21 protein-coding genes are annotated in these 24,484 nt (G+C 64.8%); 3 read left to right on the forward strand and 18 right to left on the reverse strand.

Going from position 1 to position 24,484, the window contains the following annotated elements:
* Positions 1 to 41 precede the first annotated feature (41 nt).
* From spt to ASE59_RS01040, 7 genes are read right to left on the reverse strand one after another with little or no spacing between them, the layout of a single operon-like run.
* Positions 42 to 1,301, reverse strand: coding sequence for a serine palmitoyltransferase (gene spt / locus ASE59_RS01010; protein WP_082457998.1), 1,260 nt, complete (start codon positions 1,299 to 1,301; stop codon positions 42 to 44).
* Between the two features lie 31 nt (positions 1,302 to 1,332).
* Positions 1,333 to 1,578: an acyl carrier protein gene (locus ASE59_RS01015; protein WP_056451047.1), complete on the reverse strand. Its 246-nt coding sequence runs from the start codon at positions 1,576 to 1,578 to the stop codon at positions 1,333 to 1,335.
* A gap of 33 nt (positions 1,579 to 1,611) precedes the next feature.
* Positions 1,612 to 2,502: an NAD-dependent epimerase/dehydratase family protein gene (locus ASE59_RS01020; RefSeq protein ID WP_056451050.1), complete on the reverse strand. Its 891-nt coding sequence runs from the start codon at positions 2,500 to 2,502 to the stop codon at positions 1,612 to 1,614.
* A 5-nt stretch (positions 2,503 to 2,507) separates the two neighbouring features.
* A complete protein-coding gene (proB, locus tag ASE59_RS01025) occupies positions 2,508 to 3,665 on the reverse strand; it encodes a glutamate 5-kinase (protein WP_056451053.1) in 1,158 nt (385 codons plus the stop codon).
* Positions 3,650 to 4,696, reverse strand: a complete 1,047-nt coding sequence (gene obgE / locus ASE59_RS01030; protein ID WP_056451056.1) for a GTPase ObgE — start codon at positions 4,694 to 4,696, stop codon at positions 3,650 to 3,652. The genes proB and obgE overlap by 16 nt, the downstream gene beginning before the upstream one ends.
* A 45-nt stretch (positions 4,697 to 4,741) precedes the next feature.
* The gene (locus ASE59_RS01035) at positions 4,742 to 5,227 is read right to left on the reverse strand and encodes a GNAT family N-acetyltransferase (RefSeq protein ID WP_200913134.1); all 486 of its coding nucleotides are present in this window, start codon (positions 5,225 to 5,227) and stop codon (positions 4,742 to 4,744) included.
* Positions 5,224 to 5,805, reverse strand: a complete 582-nt coding sequence (locus ASE59_RS01040) for a TetR/AcrR family transcriptional regulator (RefSeq protein WP_056451059.1) — start codon at positions 5,803 to 5,805, stop codon at positions 5,224 to 5,226. Before ASE59_RS01040 ends, ASE59_RS01035 begins: the two co-directional genes overlap by 4 nt.
* A 47-nt stretch (positions 5,806 to 5,852) precedes the next feature.
* Here ASE59_RS01040 and ASE59_RS01045 point away from each other — a divergent pair, with 47 nt between their 5' ends.
* Both ASE59_RS01045 and ASE59_RS01050 read left to right on the forward strand, forming a co-directional pair.
* Positions 5,853 to 6,701, forward strand: a complete 849-nt coding sequence (locus tag ASE59_RS01045) for a metal-dependent hydrolase (protein WP_056451061.1) — start codon at positions 5,853 to 5,855, stop codon at positions 6,699 to 6,701.
* Positions 6,702 to 6,741: 40 nt separating this feature from the next.
* Positions 6,742 to 6,939: a hypothetical protein gene (locus tag ASE59_RS01050; RefSeq protein ID WP_056451063.1), complete on the forward strand. Its 198-nt coding sequence runs from the start codon at positions 6,742 to 6,744 to the stop codon at positions 6,937 to 6,939.
* 203 nt (positions 6,940 to 7,142) lie between these two features.
* Here the strand turns inward: ASE59_RS01050 and ASE59_RS01055 are convergent, their stop codons facing one another.
* The 3 genes from ASE59_RS01055 to rplU all read right to left on the reverse strand — a co-directional run bounded on the left by ASE59_RS01055 (position 7,143) and on the right by rplU (position 8,461).
* The gene (locus ASE59_RS01055) at positions 7,143 to 7,685 is read right to left on the reverse strand and encodes a GNAT family N-acetyltransferase (protein WP_200913135.1); all 543 of its coding nucleotides are present in this window, start codon (positions 7,683 to 7,685) and stop codon (positions 7,143 to 7,145) included.
* Positions 7,686 to 7,842: 157 nt separating this feature from the next.
* On the reverse strand, positions 7,843 to 8,112 hold the full coding sequence (rpmA, locus tag ASE59_RS01060; protein ID WP_055755412.1) for a 50S ribosomal protein L27: 270 nt from the start codon (positions 8,110 to 8,112) through the stop codon (positions 7,843 to 7,845).
* Between the two features lie 22 nt (positions 8,113 to 8,134).
* Entirely contained in the window at positions 8,135 to 8,461 is a 327-nt protein-coding gene (gene rplU, locus ASE59_RS01065) for a 50S ribosomal protein L21 (RefSeq protein ID WP_056451066.1), read from the reverse strand.
* 254 nt (positions 8,462 to 8,715) lie between these two features.
* Here rplU and ASE59_RS01070 point away from each other — a divergent pair, with 254 nt between their 5' ends.
* Complete coding sequence (locus ASE59_RS01070) at positions 8,716 to 11,289, forward strand: TonB-dependent receptor plug domain-containing protein (RefSeq protein WP_082457999.1); 2,574 nt, start codon at positions 8,716 to 8,718, stop codon at positions 11,287 to 11,289.
* 31 nt (positions 11,290 to 11,320) lie between these two features.
* Here the strand turns inward: ASE59_RS01070 and ASE59_RS01075 are convergent, their stop codons facing one another.
* From ASE59_RS01075 to ASE59_RS01110, 8 genes are all read right to left on the reverse strand, one after another.
* The gene (locus tag ASE59_RS01075) at positions 11,321 to 11,770 is read right to left on the reverse strand and encodes a cupin domain-containing protein (RefSeq protein WP_200913136.1); all 450 of its coding nucleotides are present in this window, start codon (positions 11,768 to 11,770) and stop codon (positions 11,321 to 11,323) included.
* A complete protein-coding gene (locus tag ASE59_RS01080) occupies positions 11,767 to 12,870 on the reverse strand; it encodes a Gfo/Idh/MocA family protein (RefSeq protein ID WP_056451068.1) in 1,104 nt (367 codons plus the stop codon). Before ASE59_RS01080 ends, ASE59_RS01075 begins: the two co-directional genes overlap by 4 nt.
* A gap of 57 nt (positions 12,871 to 12,927) precedes the next feature.
* Positions 12,928 to 14,016: an AI-2E family transporter gene (locus ASE59_RS01085; RefSeq protein WP_056451069.1), complete on the reverse strand. Its 1,089-nt coding sequence runs from the start codon at positions 14,014 to 14,016 to the stop codon at positions 12,928 to 12,930.
* Positions 14,017 to 14,191: 175 nt separating this feature from the next.
* Positions 14,192 to 15,829 (reverse strand): M28 family peptidase, encoded by a 1,638-nt coding sequence (locus ASE59_RS01090; RefSeq protein ID WP_056451072.1) that lies wholly within the window; start codon positions 15,827 to 15,829, stop codon positions 14,192 to 14,194.
* Positions 15,830 to 15,967: 138 nt separating this feature from the next.
* Positions 15,968 to 18,943: a TonB-dependent receptor domain-containing protein gene (locus ASE59_RS01095; protein ID WP_235515595.1), complete on the reverse strand. Its 2,976-nt coding sequence runs from the start codon at positions 18,941 to 18,943 to the stop codon at positions 15,968 to 15,970.
* 348 nt (positions 18,944 to 19,291) lie between these two features.
* On the reverse strand, positions 19,292 to 22,012 hold the full coding sequence (locus tag ASE59_RS01100) for a S8 family serine peptidase (RefSeq protein WP_056451075.1): 2,721 nt from the start codon (positions 22,010 to 22,012) through the stop codon (positions 19,292 to 19,294).
* Positions 22,013 to 22,208: 196 nt separating this feature from the next.
* Positions 22,209 to 23,840, reverse strand: a complete 1,632-nt coding sequence (locus ASE59_RS01105; protein WP_056451078.1) for a sensor histidine kinase — start codon at positions 23,838 to 23,840, stop codon at positions 22,209 to 22,211.
* Positions 23,837 to 24,430 (reverse strand): response regulator transcription factor, encoded by a 594-nt coding sequence (locus ASE59_RS01110; RefSeq protein ID WP_162235256.1) that lies wholly within the window; start codon positions 24,428 to 24,430, stop codon positions 23,837 to 23,839. The genes ASE59_RS01105 and ASE59_RS01110 overlap by 4 nt, the downstream gene beginning before the upstream one ends.
* Between the last annotated feature and the right edge of the window lie 54 nt (positions 24,431 to 24,484).

Raw genomic sequence — 24,484 nt, forward strand, 5'->3', positions numbered from 1 at the left:
GCGGACTCCCCCCTCCACCATCCTGCGGAGCGGGGAGGAGCTTAGATCACTCCTACCGCCTTGCCGGCCGCTTCGAACATGCCCAAGATCGTCTCGACCTGCTCGGCGCTATGCTCGGCACACAGCGAGCAGCGCAGCAGAAACGTTCCCGCCGGCGTCGCGGGCGGGCGGGCCATGTTGACGTACAGGCCGCCTTCCAACAGCGCCTGCCACATCAGCACGGCTTGCTGCTGATCCTCCAAGATCACGGCGATGATCGCCGATTGCGGCGTATCGGTGCCGAGCTTGAAGCCCATCTCCTTGAGGCCGCCGTGCAGCCGCTTCGAGTTGCGCCACAGATGCGCGCGCTTGTCGCCGGCATGCATCAGCTTGCGGATCGAGGTCGCGGCGGTTGCCACGACCGAAGGCGGCAACGACGCGGTGAAGACATAGGGCCGGCATACCAACCGCATCACGTCGAACTTCGGATGGTTCGACACGCAGAAACCGCCGACCGTTCCGACCGATTTCGAGAAAGTGCCGACGACGAAATCTACGTCCTTCTCGACGCCCTGTTCCTCGTACACGCCGCGACCATTGGGTCCGAAAAAGCCCATGCCATGCGCTTCGTCGACCAGCACCATGCACCCATGCTTCTTCGCGACCGCGACCATTTCGGGCAGCGGCGCGATGTCGCCGAGCATAGAATAGACGCCCTCCAATACGACGAGCTTGCCAGGCTCCTTCGGCAGGCGCCCCAGCCGCCGATCCAGGTCCTCGACCGAATTGTGACGGAAGCGCACGATCTCGGCATTGCCGAGCGCGCAGCCGTCATAGATCGACGCATGGCTGTCGGCGTCGAGGATGATATACTCGCCCTTGCCCGCCAGCGTCGAGATGATGCCGAGGTTCGCCTGATAGCCGGTCGAGAACACCATGGCATGGTCGGTGCCATAGAATTCGCGCAGCGCCGCTTCGCAATCCTTATGCGGGTCGTACGTTCCGTTCAGCACCCGGCTGCCGGTCGTGCCCGATCCGAAGTCGTCGAACGCCTTTTTGCCCGCGGCGATCACGTCGGGGTCGAAGGTCATGCCCATATAGTTGTAGGTGCCGAGCAGGATCGTGTCCTTGCCCCGGATCACCGCCTGGGTTGGCGACGTCACCTTGTCCATCACGATCGCGAAGGGATCACGCACCCCGGTCGCGAGCAGCGCCTCGCGCTCGGCGATCAGCGGATCGAACTTGCTGAACAGGTCTCGTTCGGGCGCTACCGGTTCGGGCGAGTCGGACGGGGCGTGGGCGGTGGCGGCGGCTTCGGTCATCGGTTCGGTCTTTCGGTGCCGGGCAGGGCGGTCAAGCGGTCTTGAGCTTTTCGACGGCGTCGGCAAGTTGGCCGACGGTTTCGATATCGGCCTGCATGTTCATGGTGATGACGATGTCGAATTCGTCCTCCACCGCCGCGACGAAATCCATCACGGTCAGGCTGTCCCATTCGAGATCGCCGGCAAAGGTCGTCGCCTCGGTCAGCGCGACGCCCTTCTTGTTGAACGGTTCGATCAGGCCGGTGATGGTTTCGAGGGTGGCTGCACGGTCGCTCATGCGGGTCTTTCCAATATGCTTGTTTGCGCGGGCCTATAGCAGACCGTGCGCACGATACCATGCCGCGGTGTCGGCGAGGCCACGGGCGGTGGCAATACGGGGTTCCCACAAGCGGCGATCGGGACGACGCGCAGGGTCGGCGGTCCAGTCGGGATGCGCCAGATAGCGGGCGCGATCCTCGGTCAGCTTGGCCGCAGTACCGCGAAACGTCCGGTCGAGCTTCGCGCCGATCCGCAACAGCTTGGCCGGCAGATGCATCGGCAAAACCCGCTGCCCGACGGCATCGCCGATCAATCGGGCGAGTTCGGCATGGCTCATCGGATTGCCGTCATCGACCTCCAGGATCGTCCGCGGACCTTCATTGTCGGCCAACGCCAGCAGCAACCGCGCCAGATCGTCGACCGCGACCAGCGCGACCTTGCCCGGCGGCGGCAGCAGCGCCAGCCCCATCTGCGCCATGCGGAACATGTCTCGCATCTCGGTATCGCCCGCCCCATACACCCCGCTCGGCCGCACGATCGTCCAGTCGAGATCGCTGGCCGCGACCAGATCCTCACCGGCACGCTTCGATGCGCCATAGGTCGAAAGCTGCGGCTCGCGTGCCGATAGCGACGAAACATGGACGAAGCGCCGTACGCCGCCAGCCAATGCCGCATCGAGCATCGCGCGGGTGCCGGTAACGTTGCCAGCGGTGAAACCTGCCATATCGGGCGCATTCACAACGCCCGCGACATGTACGACAACATCGGCCTGCGCCACCAGTTCGGTCAGGCTGTCGGCCTTGTCGAGCGCACCGCGTACCCAACTGACATTCGGCTCGGCCGGCTGGGCGCGACGGGTCAGCGCCCGGACGTGCCAGCCCTGACCCACCGCCTGCGCGATCACGCGGCGCCCGACAAAGCCGGTGCCGCCGGTCAGCGCCATCGTCCTCACAGCAGCGCCATGTGGTTGCGATGGACCAGCGCCGAACGGGGAGCGTAGCCGAGCAGGTTGGCCAGTTCGTCGCTGCGTCGCCCCACGATGCGTGCGACTTCGCTGGCGTCATATTCGACCAGCCCGCGCGCCATCGTGCGACCGCCGGCATCGACGATGCGGATCAGGTCGCCGCGAACGAACTCGCCCTCGACGCCGATTGCGCCCGCTGCGAGCAGGCTGCGTCCGGTGGCGAGCGCCTTCGCCGCACCGACATCGATGCGGATTGCGCCACGATCGGTCAGCCCACCCGACAGCCACGCCTTGCGCGCCGGCGCATTGCCGGCGGTCGCGAAGACGGTGCCGTGCCCAGTCGCACCGAACCGCGCGAGCGGATGGTCGATCCGTCCGCTGGCAATGGCAAGGTTGGCGCCGGCGGCGGTCGCGATCCGTGCCGCTTCGACCTTCGACACCATCCCGCCCGACCCCATGCCCGACGAGGATTTCGCATCGGCCATGCCCATGATTGCGGCATCGATCTGCGAGACGTGCGGGATCAGCTTTGCGTCCGGGTTGCTGTGCGGGTTCGAATCGTACAGCCCATCGATGTCGGACAGCAGCACGACGCCGTTCGCCCGAGCCGCTGCACCGACGCGGGCGGCGAGGCGATCATTGTCGCCGAACCGGATCTCCTCGGTCGCGACGCTGTCATTCTCGTTGACGACCGGCACCACGCCCAGCGTCAGCAACCGTCCAAGCGTAGCCGAAACGTTCAGGTAACGACGGCGATCCTCCAGATCGTCCAGCGTCACCAGCAATTGCGCGGCGGTCAGGCCGTGACTGGCGAGGAGTTCGGCCCAGATGCTGGAAAGCGCGATTTGTCCGGTCGCGGCCGCTGCCTGTGCGTCCTCAAGACTGGCGCGACCGCCTTTCGCAAGCCCAAGCCGCCGTGCGCCAAGCGCAATCGCGCCCGACGATACGATGACGATTTGCTGCCCGGCGGCAACGCGTTCGGCAATGTCGGCGACCAGCGATGCGAGCCAGTACCGACGTGCCTGCCCATCCGGCGCGACCAGCAGCGCCGATCCGACCTTCACGACAAGGCGCGGACAGTTTTGCGGCGAAAAGCGATCCTCCCCGGCGTTGGGAGGGGAGGATGTCAGATCGGCGACCATTCACGCGGTTCCTCGTCGTCGCCGGTGTCCTGGGCGTGCATCTCGCCCGGGCCGATCGCCTCGATCAGCCGGTCGAGCACCGCTTCCAGCCCCTGTCCGGTCGCGCCCGACAGCGGCAGCACCTTGGCACCGCTTTCCGCTTCCAGTTCGGCGATCAATGCCTCGGTCAGTTCCTCGTCGAGCAGATCGGCCTTGTTCAGCGCGATCACCTCGGGCTTCTCGGCCAGGTCGGCGCCGTAGTTTTCCAACTCGCCGCGCACGATGCGATAGGCCGCGACCGGATCGTCGGCATGGCTGTCGATCAGGTGCAGCAGCACCCGGCAGCGCTCGATATGCCCCAGGAAGCGGTCGCCGATCCCGGCCCCTTCCGCCGCACCCTCGATAAGCCCGGGAATGTCGGCGATCACGAACTCCCGCTGCTTATGGCTCACCACACCCAGCTGCGGCCGGGTGGTGGTGAACGCATAGTCGCCGACCTTCGCATTCGCGTTGGTCACCGCGTTGATAAAGGTCGATTTGCCGGCATTGGGCAGCCCGACCAGCCCGGCATCGGCCAGCAGCTTGAGGCGCAGCCACACCCAAGCCTCGTCGCCCGGCCAGCCGGTGCCGTGCTGGCGCGGCGCGCGGTTGGTCGAGGTCTTGTAGCTGGCGTTGCCGCGCCCGCCGTCGCCGCCGCGCAGGAATACCTCGCGCTGGCCGGGGCGGGTGAAGTCGGCGAGGACGGTTTCCTTGTCCTCCGACAGTACTTGCGTGCCCACCGGCACGCGGATGATCAGATCGCGTCCGCCGGGACCGGTCCGGTTCGCGCCTGATCCGCCCGACCCACGCGGGGCGCGGAAATGCTGGGTGTAGCGAAAATCGATGAGCGTGTTGAGGCCGGGGACCGCTTCGAAGATGATGTCGCCGCCCTTGCCGCCATTGCCGCCGTCGGGGCCGCCATATTCCATGAACTTCTCACGGCGGAAGCTGACGGCGCCGGGGCCGCCCCCGCCCGACCGGACGAAGATCTTGGCTTGATCGAGAAAATGCATGACGTCCGCTTAGTCGGAGTCGCCGCAAGGGGAAAGGGGCTACGGTCAGAGTCGCCGGTACAGCACCAGCGCATCGACCTCACCCAGCGTCGGATGATCGAACGCACCGGGCAGGCGCCCGACCTGTTCGAACCCCAGCGACAGCCACAGCCGCACGGCGCGGTCGTTGCTGGCGATGACGAAATTATACTGCATCGCCCGAAACCCCGCCGCCCGCGCATGCTCGAACGAATGTTCGGCCATGGCCCGCGCAATGCCGCGCCCGGTTGCAGAGGCGTGCGTCGCATAGCCGCAATTGGCGACATGCCGTCCGCCGCCCGCCTTGTTTGCACGGCAGAAATAGCTGCCGAGCACGTGTCCCCCGACCTCGGCGACGAATACGCTGTTGCCCGGCGCGTGCCAGAAGGCGAGCACCTGTTCCTGCGTCATGTCGCGATCGAGCGCATAGGTTTCGCCGGCTCGCACGATCGGCATGATGATGTTAGCGATCGCATCGTCATCGTCGCGCGTCGCCGGCCGGATCGGGATCATGTTTCCGCCCGCACGGCCATCAAACTGCGCACCGCCAACTCGCGTGCCTTGTTGCGCGGTAGCCGGAGCGCCTTCGCCATCGCGCCCCCAAGCAGCGCATCCCCCAGCGCCATCAGCACCAGTTGCAGCGTCTCCTCGGCCAATGGCATGCCGCTCAGCGACTGTTCGCTGCCCAGCCGGTCGACCAGCGCGTGGATCGCATCGAGGATCGGGTCGAGCGCATCGTCGTTGCCCGACAGGATCATCCAGCTTGCCAGCGCGCCCGCACCCTCGCGATCGAAGGCATCAAACGTCAGGTCGACCACCTCGCGCGGATCGTGGTCGCCGTCGCGGGCACGAAGCACCGCCGCACCGATCGTCGCGGTGATCGTGGTCGCCATCCGTTCGGCCAGCGCCTTCTGCAGCCCCGACGCCGATCCGAAATGGTGCAGTAGATTGGCATGCGTCCGCCCGATCCGCGTCGCGACCGCCTTCAGCGTTACCGCCTGCGGTCCGGCTTCGATCAACAGGTCACGCGCGGCATCGAGCGCAGCGTCGCGCGACGCTTCGGGTGAGAGGCGACGGCGAGCTATTGACATATGTGTAAGTAGACGACATCTGGCATGACATCAGTTGGAGCAGAACCGTGGCGAAAGCAAAGACTCCCGCCGACCTGACGATCACGCCGCGCGACCTGCGCTTCGGGCGCGACGGCGCTTATCGCCGGTGGTGGCTGAACGACGATCCGATCGCCACCGCCTTCTACAACGCGCTGTCGGTCACCTTTCCGAAGGGGGAGGGGTTCTTCATCGACAGCGTCCGCCAGTATCGCGACGACGTGCCGCCGCGCCTCGCCGCCGAAATCCGGGCGTTCGTGAAGCAGGAGGCGATCCATACCCGCGAGCATGTGGCGTTCAATCGCCACGTCACCGATCAGGGTTATGATACGTCGCGTCTCGACGCGCGGATCGATCACGAACTGTCGATCACGAAGGGGCGTCCGCCGATCGCCAATCTGGCGGCGACGATGTGCCTCGAACATTTCACCGCGATCCTTGCGCACGAACTGATCGCCAATCCGGCACATCTGGCGGGTGGCGACCAGGCCGCGGCCGATCTGTGGCGCTGGCACGCGATCGAGGAGATCGAGCACAAGGGCGTCGCCTACGACACCTGGCTGCATGCGACGCGCCACTGGCCTCGGTTCAAACGCTGGCGGGTGAAGGCGCTGGTGATGCTGATCGTCACCGGCAAATTTTTTCGCGGACGGACGGCGGGTATGCTCGACCTGTTAGCGCAGGACGGGTTCCGGGGTGCGCGTCTGAAATGGCGGCTGTTCGCCTATGCCTTCGGCCGGCCGGGCATGGCGCGCAAGGTGCTAGGCATGTATCTCGCCTTCTTCCTGCCCGGCTTCCATCCGTGGAACCATGATGATCGCGCATTGATCGGCCTTGTCGACAGTGAGTTCGAAGCGGCGCGGCTGGCCCGCGTCTGACCGCCTTGCGCGGCCGGTAGCGTCGGCGCATGGAGCGGTGATGCGGACGGTATCGGAAGAAGCGGCGGTTCGCCTCTATCATCTCGACGATGAAGGCGGCGTCGCGATGACCATCCTGTACGGCACGTTGGCTGAAGCGATGGCCGCGGCGGCCTGCGAACCGGCGGAGATACAGGCCGGCTTGTATCTGCAGACCAGCAACGATGTGGTCGGCTATCTCGACTTGCTGGAGGGTTGATCGGGGCGGGCATAGCGCCGCACCCCGATCGAACGATTACTGGTAGCCGCCTTCTTCCTTACGTTCCTCGGCGGCTTCTTCCTGTACCTCTTCCATTTCTTCCTGTTCGGGCGTGTCGGGATCGATCATCGCGGGCGTCCTCTCGTGCGGCAGCAGCGCCGTGCGGCATCAACCAGCCGGACGGCGCCTGCGTTCCGCGCGCATCAGGCCGCCAGTCGTCGATCCTGACGCCGATCGGTCAGGTCGATCGCATAGTCGATCGTCTCGACCTCCATGCCCCGACCGCGCGAATGGATCGAACTGCGCGTGCCGGTGGCTACGAAGCCTAGTCGCCGGAGCACGGCGCCCGATGCTGGATTGTCGATGTAGTGGCCAGCGACGACCCGCCCGATACCCAGCGTCGCGGCAACGTCCAGCGCGGCGCGCCCCGCCTCGACTGCATAGCCACGCCCCCATGCCGAGGGCGTCAGCCAATAGCCCATCATATGCGGGACATCGCCAAGCGGGCCGATGCCGATCCCGCCGACCAAGTCGCAGCGTCCATTGTCATGCGCGAAAATCAGGAAGGTGGGACCGGGATCGCCCTGCCAGCCGGCAATGAATGCTTCGGCATCGGCCAGCGTGTACGGCCAAGGCGCCCGCGACAGGTTCCGGATAACCGACTCATGCCCCATCGCTGCAAGCAACGCGGGCGCGTCCTCGATCCAGCCGGGGCGCAGCGTCAGGCGTTCGGTACGGTCGAACATCAGCATCTCTCCAATGCGCCGCGCCTCCGCTTGCGGGGCGGGCAGGGGCCGGAGAGAGCATTAAAAAAGGGAGCCGGGGTGACCCGCCTCCCTCTTGTTGGCTGGTTCCGTCGCCGGAACCCGGGTTACCTTGGTGGGCGACCCGTGTGGTAGCCCGTTATTCTGCGGCCTGCGCCTGCATTTCGACATACGCAAACTTGCGGCCGAGCTTGCCTTCCTTGAACGCCACGCGGCCATCAACCAATGCGAACAGGGTGTGGTCCTTGCCCATACCGACGTTTACGCCCGGGTAGAACTTAGTGCCGCGCTGACGCACAATGATGTTGCCCGCGACCACTTCCTGGCCACCGAACTTCTTCACGCCAAGGCGACGGCCGGCCGAGTCACGACCGTTGCGCGACGAGCCGCCTGCTTTTTTATGTGCCATGGTTCAAACTCCTCGTATTCGCTCAGGCGGCGGCGGTTTCGTCGGCGTGGCTATCGCCGATCGCGGTGATCTTCAGGATGGTGTGCTGTTGGCGATGACCGTTCTTGCGACGGTAGTTGTGCCGGCGGCGCTTCTTGAAGACGATGACCTTCTCGCCCTTCGCCTGCGCGATGATTTCCGCCGAAACCGTCAGCCCTTCGACCGACTTCAGTTCCGAACCTTCGCCGGCAAGGAGCACGTCGCCGAGCGTCACGTTGCTGCCAGCTTCGCCATCGAGCTTTTCGACGACGATCTTGTCTCCTGCGGCAACGCGATACTGCTTGCCGCCCGTGCGCACGATTGCGAACATGGCCCTTGCTTCTTTCCCAAATGCATATGTCCGCGCGGAGATACCCCACGCGGCAAGTGGATTGTGACTAGGCAAGCGGGTTGCCTCTGTCAATGCCGAACAGACGATTCGCCTACGAAACCGATGTTGCGGCGCGGCAACAGGGGCGTGACAATCGTGTTACGCTATATGACGTAGGGTTGCGCCAGAATATGTCCCGCCCGAACAAGGTTGCGCAACGACCAGCCCTAAGGGGCGGTTTCGGGGAGATTTTCATGCGTAAACCGGTTTTCACCGCACTCATGCTGTCGACGGCGCTCACCGCCATGCCGGCCTTCGCGCAGGTTGCGGACGCGCCGCCGCCCGCCGCGGACGTACCTGCGGGTGAGGAGATCGTCGTGGTCGGCACCCGTGCGCAGGGCCGCACCGTTGCCGAAAGTCCGGTACCGGTCGACGTCATCACCGGGGATACGCTGGTCAATGCCGGTTATACCGAAACCAACAAGCTGCTGAACCAGCTGGTCCCGTCGTTCAACTTCCCACAACCGTCGATCACCGATGGCACCGATGTCGTTCGTCCGGCGACGCTGCGCGGCCTGTCGCCCGATCAGACACTGGTGCTCGTCAACGGCAAGCGTCGTCATACCACTTCGCTGCTGAATGCCAACGGATCGGTCGGGCGCGGCTCGTCGGCGGTCGACCTGAACACCATCCCCAGTCTTGCGATCGAGCGGATTGACGTGCTGCGCGATGGGGCGTCGTCGCAATATGGTTCGGATGCGATCGCGGGCGTCATCAACGTGCAGCTCAAGCGCCGCGAGGGCGGTCGGGCGACGATGACCTATGGCAAATACGTTTCGCAAATGGAGGGCGTGGCCGAAGTATCGGGTGTCGCCCGGCAGGCGAACGGGCAGCCGCAGGTCCGCGCCGACGGCACCTATGTCCTTGAGGAAACCGGGCGCGATCGTCAGGTGCGCGACGGTCGGACCGTCACGTTCGCCGCGAACATGGGCCTGCCGATGGGCGAGACCGCCTATCTGAACCTGACCGGCGAATATCGCGACCGCGAGCCGACCAATCGTGCGGGCTATGACCCGCGCCGCAACTATCCGCTGCTCTCGACCGGCGGCGTCGACCCGCGCGAGTTCAGCTACGACCGCGTCAATCACCGCTATGGCGATGCGAAGACCACCGATTTCAACTTCTTCCTGAACGGCGGGGTCGATATCGGCGCGACGTCGGAACTCTATATCTTCGGCAGCTACGGCGTCCGCGACGGCGAAAGCGCCGCCTTCTATCGCCGCGCGTCTGGTCGCGACACCAACAGCAACATCCAGGATCTGCGCAACTGCACCTTCACCGGCACGGTCTGCACCCCATTCTACGCCGATGGCTTCCTGCCGCTCATCACCAGCCAGATGGAGGATTTTTCCGGTGCGCTGGGCGTGAAGGGCGACATTGCCGGGTTCAACTATGACCTGTCCTATGTGTACGGCACCAACAGCTTCGATTTCCGGATCGAGAACAGCTATAACGCGTCGTTCGGACCGCAATCGCAGCGGGCGTTCAATGCCGGCGGCACGCGCTTCGGCCAGCAGACGGTAAACCTCGACCTGCAACGCGACATCGCGGTCGGTTTCCTGTCGCAATTGTCGCTGGCGCTGGGCGGCGAATATCGCAACGAGAATTACAAGATCGTCGCCGGCGAACTGCAAAGCTATGCCGCTGGACCGTTCGCGTTCAGCAATGGCGCCGCCGCCGGGGCGCAGGGCTTCCCCGGCTTCTCGCCGACTACTGCCGTCGACACCTCGCGCGACAGCTTTGCCGGCTATGTCGAACTGGACGGCAAGGTCAGTGACGCGTTCAACGTCGTCGCCGCCGGCCGGTACGAACATTACAGCGATTTCGGCGATACGGTGAACGGCAAGCTCGCCGCGCGCTTCGCGCCGGTCGAATGGGCGGCGGTGCGTGGGTCGATCTCGACCGGCTTCCGCGCGCCGAGCCTCGCGCAGCAATTCTTCTCGTCCTTCTCCACGCAGAATATCGGCGGCACGCTGGTCGAGATCGGCACCTTCCGCGTCGGTGATCCGGTCGCGCGTGCGTTGGGTTCGCGCCAGTTGGAGGCGGAAAAGTCGGTCAATATTGGCGGCGGCCTGACCCTCACGCCGCTGCGTGGGCTGACGCTGACCGCCGATTATTACAACATCAAGATCAACGACCGGATCATCCTGTCCGAAAATCTGCAAGGCGCGGCGGTCGTCGCCGTGCTGCGCGGTGCGGGGATACAGGACATCACCTCGGCTCGCTTCTTCATCAACGGAATCGACACCCGGACACAGGGCGTCGAGGTCGTCGGTACCTACCGAGTGCCGGATCTCGGCATCGGCAGCGTCACGTTGACCGCCGGTTACAACTATAACCAGACCGACATCACCGACCGTTCGACGCTGTCGGCGATCCCGGGTGTCACCCTGTTCGGGCGGCAGGAATCGCTGCGTCTTACCGAAGGTCAGCCGCGCTCGAAGATCAATGCCGGCCTCGATTGGTCGCAGGGCATTTTCGGCGTGACCGCGCGGACCAACCGGTTCGGCAACACGCTGTCGCCGGGCGGTGCAGCGGCGACCGACGTCGAACTGACGCCGAAGTGGCTGACCGACGTCGAAATCCGCGCAACGCCGGGGCAGTTCGAACTGGCGATCGGCGCGAACAACCTGTTCGACGTCTATCCGACGCGCAACCCGATCCTCGGCGCGACGGCGATCAACAATTATTTCATTCCCTATTCCAGCTTCTCGCCATTCGGCTTCAACGGGCGGTATCTTTACGCCCGTGCCGGCGTGAAGTTCTGATCGTCATGAGCGGGCAGGGGTTCCTGCCCGCTCATTTCGCCAAGAGTTTGGTGCCCAGCAGCACCAGCCGGTCGCCGGTAATCCCGAACCAGTGCGGCACGCCCGCCGGGATCAGCATTACGTCGCCCGGACGCAACCGTCGCTCGGTCGCGCCATCGATGCGGTCGCCTTCGATAAGGCCCGGTTGGGTTTGCCGGCCGCCGACCATCGTGCCGCCCGACCGCAGCGTGCCTTCGCCGGCAATGACGATCGCATATTCGGCCTGATCGGGATGGACTGCCGGACGTCCCGGCGCCTTCCAGTATTCCAGTGCCGCGACCCGATCACCATCGCGGACCACCGGCTTCCACGCAAAGCCCTGATCGGGCTTCATCGCCTTGCCCATCGCCTCGACCTCCGCCGCGATCTCGGCGCTGGTCGCAAAGCTGGTTCGGTCCGCCGCTTGTCCCGCAATCAGCAGCGCCAGCGCCGCGAGCATCATGCTTGCGGCCCCAGCCGGATCGTCCGTCCCTCGCGGGCGGATCGATAGATCGCTTCGATGATCCGCATGTCGCGCAACCCCTCCTCACCCGACACGATCGGTTCGCGTCCGCTGATCGCGCATTCCGACAGGTGATCGAGTTGTGCCGCGAACTGGTTCTTGCCCGAACCCGGTGGCGGCGTCACCTGCCGCTCGCGATCGCCGCCGACCCATAGCCGCTGCCCGCTATAGCTGGTCGCCGGTTCCAGCTCGATCCGGCCCTTCTCGCCCATCAGCATGATCTGGTTGCGGTTGGCGCTGTACATCGACTGACAACTGCCGATCGCGCCCGACGGGAAATCGAGCGTGAAGTCGATCATGTCCTCCACTTCCCGAAAGCGCGGATCGCGACGATCGGTCGACTCGCGCGCGGTGACCGTGAGAGGTTCCTCGCCGGTCATATAGCGCACCGCCTGCAACGCATAGATGCCGATATCCATCAGCGACCCACCACCCGACAGCGCACGCTTCAGCCGCCACGCATTGGGATCGCCGAAATTGAAGCCGTGTTCGGACCGGACATAGCGCGTCCGGCCGACGGCACCGGTCCGGGCCAGCCGTATCGCCTCGCGGTTATGCAGTTCGAAATGGCTGCGATAGCCGATCATCAACTTGCGGTTTGCCTTGCGCGCGGCGGCGATCATCGCCTCGCATTCGGCGACCGATATCGCCATGGGCTTTTCGCACAGCACGTGCTTGCCCGCCTGCGACGCGCGGATCGAATATTCGGCATGCATCGAATTGGGCAGGCAGACATAGACGATGTCGATGTCCGGATTGTCGCGGATGCGATCGTAATTGCCATAGGAGTAGATGGCGTTGGCGGAAAGGCCATGCTCCTTCGCCACCCGCTCGGCCTTCGCCCGGTCGCCACTGACCACGGCAACTAGGCGGCTGTGTTCGCAGTGTTTGAATTCGGGGATGATCCGCCCCAGCCCATATCCGCCCAGTCCGACGATGGCGTAGCCGCGTTTGCGGTCGGATTGGCCGAACGATGCACAACCGGGTGCGATCGACAGGGCGGCGGCGGTGAGGATCAGTTCGCGACGGCCGATTTCCATGATGTTCTCTCCGGCAACGATCGTCGCAGGATGACCGGACCCGACCGTCGTTACAAGCTATGCCGTTGATTTCTCTTTATCGCCCACATCCTGCCCGGCGCGCTGTTCGGTCAGGATGCTCCATGCGGTGATGAACAGCGCCCCGGCCAGCGGCCCGACGACGATACCGCTCAGCCCCATCAAGTCGATACCGCCAAGGGTCGTCACCAACACCAGCCAGTCGGGAATGCCGGTGTCACGCCCGACCAGCAGCGGCCGCAGGATATTGTCGGCCAGTCCGATCACCAGCACGCCCGACGCGATCACGACCACACCCTGCCAGATTGCACCCGTCGCCAGCAAATAGATGGCGACCGGCGTCCAGATGATCGCCGGCCCTATCGCCGGAAGGAGCGCCGCGATCGCCATTACTACGCCCCACAGCAGCGCGGCGGGAAGGCCGACGATCCAGAAGGTGATCGCCCCCAGCGCCCCCTGCACCAGCGCGACGACGCCGGATCCCTTGATCGTCGCACGGACGACGGCCGTGAACTTGTTGGCAAGCCGCCACGCCACGTCGCGCTCGAGCGGCAGCGAGCGGACCACCGCCGGGCCGAGGCGTTCGCCGTCGCGCAGCAAGAAATAAGTGACATACAACCCCACGCCGAACGCGAGCAGGAACGCGGCGGCATTGGCACCGATCGACAGCGCGCTGCGGGCGAGCACGCTGGCGCTGGCACCGATCGCCTGCGAGATGCGGGACTGTGCGCGTTCGAAACTGCCGAAACCGGCACTGTCGATCGCGTGCTGCATGCGCAGGGGCAGGGCGCTGTGCACCTGTTCGAAATAGGTGGCGAAGTTGATCTGCCCGGTGCGCAACTGGGTATAGACGCCCGCAGCCTGCTCCACGACCATGCTGGCGATGACAAGCGCCGGGATTACCACCGCAACGGTGATGATGAGCAGCGTCAGCGCCGCGACCAGATTGCGCTGCCCCGGCCGCCACCGCAGCAGCCGCTGGAACAATGGCTGGAACAGCAGAGCCGCCAGCGCCGCCCACAACAGGGCACCGGCAAAGCTCGATACGACCAGCGTCAACCCGATGGTCACCAGCGCGAGGAACAGGATGAATCCACCGGATTCGACGCGCCGCCGAACAATCGCCATGCCGTACTACCTTATAGTTTTCGTCCGGCGGAGCGCCGGAATTGGTCGTTGCGCAAGCGGAACGCCGGGAAGCGCGCGATGCTCCCTTGCCGAACGACAATAGCTGCAATCGGACGCGGCAGCCTCTCCAACCTCCTGTTGGCGCTTACCTCCGATCAGCGTGTCGCGACCGCCGTCATTTCGCGGCGCGACTGCGATCGCGAATGGCGCGGAATTCGTCACCTGCAACCCAGTTGGGCCATGCGGTCGTATTCGCCAGTTCGCGCCCGACCGAATAGAACAGGTTCAGGTCCTGAGCGACGCCGGCCCAGTTCCAGTTCGGATCATATTCGTCCTTGGGGCCGTGATAGCGCTTCTCGGTATAGTCCTTTGCCGCCGCCTCTCCGGCCGCCTTGCCGCCCTCGACCAGATCGTCGCCCGAATCCACATACAGCATCGGCACGCCGTGCTTGGCGAGGCTGAAATGGTCGGAGCGGTAGTAATAGCCATTTTGCGGGCTGGGATCGGCCTCCGCCACCCGGCCCTGCGCGGCGAGTGCACGGTTCAGATAGGCATCGAGTTCCGACTTGCCCTTGCCGACGACCACCACGTTGCGCGCCGGTCCGGCGACCGACAGCGCGTCCATGTTGATCCCGCCGACCGTCTTGGCGAGCGGATAGACCGGGTTGTCACCATAATAGGCCGAACCGAGCAGCCCCGATTCCTCGCCGGTCACCGCCAGATAGACCTGGCTGCGTTCGGTCGCGCCAGCCTTCGCATTGGCCTGCGCCAGTCCGATCAGCGCGGCGGTGCCGGTCGCGTTGTCGATGGCGCCGTTGCAGATGTCGTCGCCGTCGCTCGCGGCCTCGCATCGGCCAAGATGATCCCAGTGGCCGGTGAACAACACCACTTCGTCGGGACGTTTGGTGCCGGGCAGGATGCCGATCACATTCTTGGACGCGTGCCGACGCACCTGATTGTCGAACGACACGCTCGCCTTGACCCCGGTCAGTGGCACCGCGCGAAAGCCCTTTGTCCGCGCGGCGGCGGCCAGCTGGTCGTAATTCCTGCCGGAGGCCGCGATCAGTCGCTTGGCGGCGGACAACTGCATCCAGCCAATCGCCTTGCTCTGGTCCATATGGTCGTTGGCGGCATCGGCCACCTGCTGCGGGCCGGTCCAGCTCGACTGGACGACGTTCCAGCCATAGGCGGCGGGCACCGTGTCGTGGATGATGATGGCGGCCGCCGCACCCTGTCGCGCCGCTTCCTCGAACTTGTAGGTCCAGCGCCCGTAATAGGTCATGGCCTTGCCACCGAACGGTCCGGTCAGCGTCGGGCTGGCATAATCGGGGTCGTTGACCAGGATCAGCACCGTCTTGCCGCGCACGTCGGTGCCGGCATAGTCGTTCCATCCCTTTTCAGGCGCATTGATGCCGTAACCGACGAACACCACGTCGCTGTTGGCGACGACCGATTTCGGCGTCACCTGATAGGTCGCGACGACCATGTCCGGACCATAGTTAAGCGCGATCGGACTGCCCGCGCCGGTGAAGGTCAGCGGCGACACGTTGCGACTGGTGATTTCGACCAGCGGTACGTCCTGGAACCAGCTGCCCTTGTTGCCCGGTTTCAGCCCCGCCTTGGCGAATTGCTCGGCCAGATAGGCGAGCGTCTTCTCTTCACCCGGCGTACCCGGCGCGCGCCCCTCGAACGCGTCCGACGACAGGACGCGGGTCGCTTCCTTGACCGTCTCGACCGAAACCGGGGAGGGAGCCGTCTGGGCGAGCGCCGATGCGGCGAGGGTCAGGCATGGGGCAAGTAACAGCGAACGCATCGAACCTCCGGTAACGCGGGATCGACGCGGTTGTGGCATGGGCGACACGTCGGCGCAACGCACCGGCGCCGGCCGATGACAGCAACGCCGGGACGATACAGGGATCGTCCCGGCGCGTGTCCGATCGGCGGTTCAGCGTCAGAAGCTGAAGTTCGCCCCCGCGCTGAACGCACGACCGACCAGGCCGGCATAATGCCAGCTGCTCAGATAGTTCGGATTGCTGGTATAGGCGCCGGAGGCAAGCGGCGCGCGGGTGTTGGTCACGTTCTGGACGTTGACGAAGAAGCGGAACTGATCGTTCACCTGCACCGCAGCGTTCAGGTCGGCGTAGATGAACGGCCGGATATAGCATTGCGCCGTCAACGCATTCTTGCACGACAGGTCGATCACCCCGTTGACCGGCGTGATGTCGTCCGCCGCGACCTGCTTGATCCGGCCGACATAATAGGTCGTCGCGGTAAGCGCGAAATTGCCGACTTCCACCGAATTCTGCCAGTTGCCACGGGTGCGCGGCGTGCCACCGCCCGACGACAGCTGGTACGGCCCCAGCGTACCCGCATATTTCTGCACGATGCCCCCCGGCGTCACCAGGTCGAGATTGATGACCTGGGTCAAATCGAGCCGGCTGATCAGGCGCACGTCGTCCGTCACCGGCACGTTCAGATTGGCCTGGATGTCGACGCCCGAGCTGACCTGATAGTTCGCGTTGACATAGGGCGCGTCGAACACGAGCAGGCGGGGCAGGGCGTTGGGGTTGTCGGGGTCGGGCGCATCGATGACGTTGCACCGATAACCCGTGCCCACCGCCGCAAGGGCGGCACAGGCAGCCGTCACGTTGTTCTGCCCGTAATAGGCGGCAATCGCTTCGGCGCGCAGCGGGCCGCTGACGATCAGGTTCGTCTTCTTGATGTTGTAATAGTCGACGGTCAGGTTGAACCAGCGGACCGGCTTGAAGATCATGCCCGCAGAAAAGCTGCGCGAAACTTCGGGCAGGATGTCCGGGTTGCCGATCGCGCCGCTGCCGATGTTGTACGTGTTGGTATAGGCGGGGTTGCCCGGATGAGCGGCGACGAAGCTGGCCGGCGGCGTGAAGGGCAGGAAGCCCGAATAGCTGCTGGCCGGGTTGTTTTCCGCGAAGGTCGGCGCGCGGAAGCCCTTCGAATAGGTCGCCCGCAGCGAGAACTGGTCGACGGGCATGAACTTCATGCCGACCTTTGGCGAGAAGCGGCTATAGCCCTGCGAATAATTATCGTAGCGCCCGGACACGTTGATGTCGATTTCCCGCAGGAACGGCGCGTCGATTTCGAAGAAGCCGGCGGTCACGGTCTGCGCGCCGCGTGCCGACGAGGTGTTCAGGGCGTAATAGCTGAGGTCGCGGTTCTGGTTGCGGTTCATCAACGTCTCACGACGGACCTGGAAGCCCGCGCCGACATTCAGGTCGCCACCGGCCAGCGGCATGACCGATTTCAGCAGCGAACCGCCGATTGTCGCGACCGTCGAATAGGACGCCGTGGTGCGATCGGGCGAGATCTGGTCACGCACCGCCGCCGTATTCTGCTGCGGATTGACGAAATTATAGCTGCCGGTGTTGATCGCGTTCAGCAGGCCCTGAATGTTCAGGAACCCGCGCTGCGTGACGCTGAAATTGTCGCGGGCATAGACACCGTTCAGACGGAACTTGAACCCGGCCCCCAGATCGCCGGAAATGCCGGCGGTGGTGCGGAACACGTCGACATAGCGATGGCTGTTCGCCGGGATGTCGCCGAACAGATAATAGATGCGCGCCGCGCCCTGACCGGGGTTGTTCGCGAAAGCGGCGGCGTAGGGGTTGTTCGGGTTCAACCGGCGGTCGGCCGCCGTGGCGCAGTTGACGCCGGTGGAGCAGACATAGACCGGCAGGACGATGCCCGGGCTGCTGGAGGCGACCGCCGCCGACGCGCCGAACGGCTGGGTCTGGCGAATGCCGGCGGGCGTGCCCTTGATGTCGACTTCGGAATGCGAATAGCTGCCGCTGGCGAACGCTTCCAGATTGTCGCTGATCCGCACGCTGAGGCGACCGGTGGTCGAATAGCGTTCCTGTCGCGGCTGGATGATCGAATATTCGTCGGGAATGTTGTGGGCGCAGCCGGTGCCCTGTGCTGCGGTCGTGTTCACCGTATAGGTGCCGAACGGGCAGGAACCGGGATTGAGCAGCTGATACTGGTTGGTCAGCGGGGCGCCGACCTTGCCGGACAGCGGATTGTTCAGGTCGCTCTGGCTGACGCGGGTAACGACTGCCTGCGGGTTCTGTGCGGTCAGCGAATCGTCGTTACGGTTGCGATCGGCCAGGCCGCTCGGCCGCAGATCGAGCGTGTTGAAGGGATAGCCGCGCGAGTTGTTGGTGATGTACGCGTCGGACGTATATTCACCGTTCAGGTAGAAGTTGAAACCCTGCGCCTTGTAGTCGCCATAGCCGGCGGTCAGCGTGGCGCGATAGCGCGCACCGTCGCCCTGTTCGGTGGTGCCGCCCTGGGCCGAGCCTTCGACGCCCTGGAACTGCTTCTTGCTGATGAGGTTAACGACGCCGCCGATCGCGTCCGCGCCATAGGTCGACGATGCGCCGTCCTTCAGCACCTCGACCCGGTCGATCGTGCTGAACGGGATCGAATTCAGGTCGACATAGGCGTTGTGCCCGTCATCGTTCAGCGGGAAATTGGCGGAACGCAGCCCGTCGATCAGCACGACGGTCGACGACACGCCAAGGCCGCGCAGCGACACGGCGGCACCACCGGCCGAAAAACCGTTGCGGAAGCCGGTGGAGATCGATCCGGCGCTGTCGGCCGAGACCGACCGGATCGCGTCCTGCACCGTGGTGATGTTCGCACGCTCCAGCGTTTCCGAGGTCAGCACGGTCACCGGCGAGATCGAACTGGCGTTCGAATCGCGGAACAGCGTGCCGGTTACGACGATCACGCCGGGCTGGCCGGCATCGGCGGAGGCCGCCGGCGTCGCCGGACCCTGACCGGTCGCGGCTTCGGTCGCGACATCCGCCAGCGACGTCGGTTCGGCCGTGGTGGCGACGGGTGTCGGCAGTGCTTCCTGCGCGTCGGCGGGGAACGCCGTTGCGGTCAGCAAGGCAGCAGTCGAGATCCCGCAACGCAGGGTGGCAAACGCCGAAGTAAACAATTGCACCGGAAATTCTTCCCCAAATGACGCGACGGATTCGACCGTCCATCCCCCAAATGCCGTTCGCGACGGCATGGTGGACGCGTTATCGCCGGGGTCGTTACCGATGACTTAAGGACCGGGGGAATTTCGAAAGCAGTTTTCGTTATATGCGCATGTCGTGGAACAGGCGGGGCGGTTTGGAAATCGCGCAGCGGCGTATCGGGAATGGCTGAGGTCGCCAGCGTCCGGTCGATGGTTTCGCAGTATTTGGAAAGCGAAGGCCATGTCGCCCGACATGGCCTTGCTTGTAGTGCGTTACTGCCCGAACAGGCCGTGCTGGTCCGCGCCGAAGCTGTCGGTCCAGAATACCGGCTTCGTGTCGGAACCGCCGAAATCGGCGAACGGCACCGAATGGACGTCGACGGTCGAACTTCCCGCGCTGGCGGCCTTTGCCTTGGTCAGCCCGTAATAATAGATGCCGTCCTTCTGTTCGATCAGGTAGATTGCGGTGATCTTGCTGTCGAAGCTGATCCGGTCGCCGGCGGTCACGTTGTCGAGCCGCAGGACGCTTTCGACGCCGAACTTTTCGTAGACCTTCAGCTCGATCTTTCCATCGTTGTTCGCATCGGCCAGCTTGGCATCGAACGCCAGCCGGTCCTCGGCCGTGAAGTTGGTGATGCGGTCCTGTCCGGTCCGCTCGGCCATGCTGAAGAAGAAGGTGTCACGCCCGTTGCCGCCGTCGAGATAGTCGTCGCCTTGGCCACCGCTGATCCAGTCGTCGCCATCCATGCCGCTGATCCAGTCATTGCCGCGCATGCCGTACATCTTGTTCGCCACCGCGCTGCCGATCAGGCGATCGGCGCCGTCGCCGGCGATCACATTCTCGATGTTGACGTTCATCAGCGTCATCGTGCCCGGCTTGTCGCCAAATCCCGGATCGCCGAAATAAATCGCACCGCCCGACAGGTTCAATTCGATCTTGTCGGTGATCGCGGCCATGTTCAGCCAGTCCTCGCCGCCATTCTTGTCGTCGATCTGGGTACGTGCCGACTGCCCCTTGATCGCGGCCATCGTCAGGAATTCCTGCGTATAGTGATAGACGTTGTTGGTCGTCAGTTCGCTGCCGGAAAATTCAAGGCGAAGGTCCTTCAGGATCGATACGCCGCCGGGTGCGATATCCTCGAAGGTGATCGTCCATTTGCCGAGCGAGGATTCACCCCGGAAACCGGCCAATCCGATTGCTTCGGTGATTAGCGTATTGTTTTCGCCATAGGCGCTGCCCAGACCGGCCAGCGACACCTTGTAACTGGTTCCGTCGGGCGATTTGACGGTGATGCGAAACGATGCCGAATAGTCGTAGTCGTCGAAACCATTCGCTTGCGTCGTGTAGGTGAATTTCAGGTCGAGATGCTCGATATCCACACCCTGCCGGACGTTGATCGCGAACGACGTCGGCGTCGTCAGCGTGTTGGCGCCGCTGTAACGGGAGTCGGGGATCACGCGGTTGTAGGCGCTGCCCGCCGAGATCGTCTTTTCGTTGGCGGACGTCTTGGCCGGGCCGAACAGCGACCATACTTCGGCCATGCGCACCGCGCTGAACGCGTCGACCGCGCCGTAGCCGTAATCGGTGCTGAAGTGATAGCCGCCACCATTGACGCGCGCGGCGCTGCCGTCGCCGGTCAGGCGGAACCGGTCCTCGTTCAGATAATAGGTGTTGCCGTTATATTCGAGCGAGGTCTGCCCGGTTTCGAACTTGACCGGCATCGCTGCCGATGCCGCCAGAATGTCCTTCACGTCGCGCCAGCCGAGGCCGGCATTGGCATCTAGCATCAGCCCGACGACGCCGCTGAGGATCGGTGCCGCCGCCGACGTGCCGCCGAAACTGTCGGTATAGTCGAGCGCGCCGCTCGGATCGTCCAGCGTGTTGTAGCCTTCCTTACCCTTCAGATCGGCGGCCCAGATGCCGCTGCCGTCCAGCTCGGCATAGTCGCTCGACGGCGCGCTGATCAGCAGATGCGCGCCGCGCGTCGAATAGGAGGATGCGCTGCCGTCGATCTGGCGATAGGCACCGACGGCGATGATATGGCGGTCGGTGCTGGCGGAGTCGACCGATCCGTCGACACCGAACAGCAGATTGGCGTTGTTGATGACCATGCCGTAATTGCCGGCGGCATTGACGACGACGGTGCCCAGGCCGCCGCGTCCTTCGGCTGCCGCCTTTTCATAGGCCAGCGACATACCATAGGCGAACGACCCTTCGTACAGGCGGTTGTCGTTCGGGCCGTGGCTCGGCTCGCCCGGCCCCCAGCTGTTGTTCACCACGTCGAACTTGCCGAACTGGTTTACCGCTTCGAAAAACACGGCGTTGTTGGACGCGTTTACGTAGATGCCCTGCTTGCGCCCGCCGCCCGAATAGGGGTCGAAGATGTTCACGCCGGTGACGCTGGCATTATACGCCACGCCGATCGTGTTCTCGCCATCGCGCGCGGCGGCGATCAGCCCGGCGACAGCGGTGCCGTGCGGTCCCGAGATCGGGGTATAGTCGCCATTATACTTCCTGCCGCCGACGACGACCTCTTTCGTGGCGTCGTAGTGTGCGTTCACGTCGGCGACGCGCTTGTCGATGCCGGAGTCATAGACACCGAAGCTGACGCCGGTGCCGTCATAGTCCTGCCACAGCTTCACCATGTCGCCGAGATAGCCGAGATGCCATTGCTTGGCGGCGATCTCGTCCTCGATGGCGGCGGCGATCTTGCGCTGGTTCGCGCCGGCGCGCAGGTTCAGTGCGCCGATGCCCGATCCCGCGCTGTACTGCGGCACGGCGGCACCGGCGAAGGACGGCTCGAACCCGCCCGGCGCCCAGCCGCCACCCATTCCCGACTTCTGTCCCGGCAGGGACTGCAGGTCGTCGGTGAAGCCGACCGAGACATGGGGCGCCTGTCCGAGCTTTACCGGACGGGCGGGAGCGTCGCCGATCCGCATACCGGCCAGCGGATCGGCGGAGACGTCGATCGTCGGGCGCGTGGTGAAGGTCATGGCGGCGGGTCCTTTCCTGGTTCATTGGCGCGCGTCGACGGGTCCTCCGCGCACGGCGTGCGGGACGAAGAGAAAATACCTGACGTTGCGCTTCCCGGTGGATCACCCCCTTGTCAGGCGTTCCCCGGCTGACGGCGATGATGCGGTCGATATGGTTACCAATGCAACCGGTGCCGTGGTCTAACCCGATTAGACTTCAGTATAACGCATCGGGGAGGATGATGCGGAACGTCGTCCCGATGTTGGACGACGGATCGACGGCGATGCTGCCCCCCATCGACCGGACCAGCGCGTCGCAGATTGCCAGTCCCAGCCCCGAACCCCGTCGCCCGTTCAACGGGCGCGCCACGCTGGAAAAGCGGCGGAAGGGCTGATCGCGGACCGCCGGGTCGAGGCCGGTGCCGGTATCGGCCACGGTCACGACGATGCGCCCGTCCCGCCGTTCCAACGTGACCTCGACCCGCCCGCCGCGCGGCGTGAAGCGCAAGGCGTTGTTGACAAGGTTCAGCACGACGCGCTGCAACGCCGTGGCGTCGATCACCGCAGCGACCGGTTCGACCCGGGCGTCCAGCACGACACCATATTCCTCCGCCTCCGCCGACAAGGTCGTCACGACGTCGCGCAGCAGCGTGGCGACATCGTGACGGGCAGGGGAGGAGGGCAGCAGCCCGGCCTCCAGCCGTTCGAGCGCCAGCACGTCGTCGAGCAGGCGCGAGATCGTCATGCAACTGCTTTCGATCGCGCCCGCCGCGCGGCCGGCGGCGGGGATCGTATCGCCGACCCGGCGCAGGATCGACGCATTGATCGCCATCGATCCCAGCGGCGATCGCAGTTCGTGCATCAGATCGGTCAGGCCGGCCGAGCGTGCCTGTTCGCGATCCAGCGCCGCCTGCCGGTCGGCATCGTGCAGCGCCTCGGTCAGTGCGGTGCGGGCGGCATAGGCGACCAGTATCACCAGCGCGACGATGCCGGCGGCGAGCGCGACGTCGCGCATGCTGTAGGCGACCAGAAACGCCAGTGCGACGATCAGGATGGTCAGCGCCAGCGGCACCAGACGCGACAGCAGCACCCCCGTTCGCGAGGTCGCGACAGGACCGATCCCAACCCGGGTGAGGGGCCGCCCGATCAGGTAGAGATAGGCGACGAAGGGCAGATCCCCATAAGCGAAGATCGGGGCGTCCATGCCCAGCCAGCCGCGTTCGATCAGCTCGCGCGTGGAAATACCGACGACCGCATAGCTCGCCAGTGTCACGAACAACGCCAGCGACATGCGTCGCAGCGGCCGTGCGGACTGGCCGAGGACGCTCAATCCCGCGAACACCGCCATGGCGATATAGCCGAGGTACAGGAACGTCTTGTCCGGACCACCGGGTTCGGGATCGAGCAGGTCGGGCCATGACAACAGCGTCATCAGCAGCGCGAACACCACCGCGAACAGCGTATCGATCCAGCGCAGCCGGCGATCGTCGCCCTGTGCCGCCAGCGGCGCCAGCGCGACGATCAGTGCCGCCAGCCGCAATTCCGACAGCCCCTTCGCCAAGAGCTGGTCGCCGGACAAGAGCGAATCCTGCACGGCGTTTGCGACCCACTGCGCCGCCCACAAACTCCATGCCAGCGTACCCGCCTGCCACCGCCGGCGATCGGCGCTGCCGATCGGCGGAGTCAGTTGGGCGGTCCGCAGCGCGCACAGGATAGCAAGTACCGCCATCCCCGCCGAGATCGTGTCGACATAGGGTTCGGTCATGGGAGCCGCGAGCAGCTGCACCCCGATCACCGCCAACGCGGCGATCGTCCAGCGATCGGGCATCATCGCGGGCGCAGCGATCATTCGAGCCGGTGACGCTCGGCAAGGCGGGTAAGGTGGGGCAGCGAGGTCGCATTCATCTTGCGCATGATCGCGGCCCGGATCACCTTGATCATCGCCTCGCTCAACCCCAGCCGCGCGGCGATCAGCTTGTTCGGTTCGCCATGGGTCATGTCCGCCATGATCTGCCGCTCCCGCAGGGTCAGCGTGGCATAGGCGTCGCGCGCAGCCACTCCCTCCCAGCGGTGAGCGCGGGTATCGCGTTCGAAGCGCAGGGCGTCGCTGACGGCGTCGAGCAGGTCCTGATCGCGAAACGGCTTGGTCAGGAAGGTGAAGGCACCCTGTCGCATGACGGTGACGCTGAGCGCGACATCGGCATAGCCCGACATGAAGATGATCGGCAGGGTGATGTTCGCCTCGACCATGTGCCGTTGAAATGCCAGTCCGTCGACCTGCGGCATCCGGACGTCCATGACGATGCACCCGGTTCGCACCGTATCGATGACGGACAGGAAGGCGGCACCATTGGCATAGCTGCGAACGTCATGACCGCACATCTGCAACAACGCCTCGATCGCGTCGCGCATCGCATCGTCGTCTTCGACCAGGAACACGGTGGATGGATCGTTCCCCGCTATCGACATTCGATCCCTTGCGCCGCCATCATG

The sequence above is a fragment of the Sphingomonas sp. Leaf10 genome (genome assembly GCF_001421245.1).
Classification (GTDB): domain Bacteria; phylum Pseudomonadota; class Alphaproteobacteria; order Sphingomonadales; family Sphingomonadaceae; genus Sphingomonas.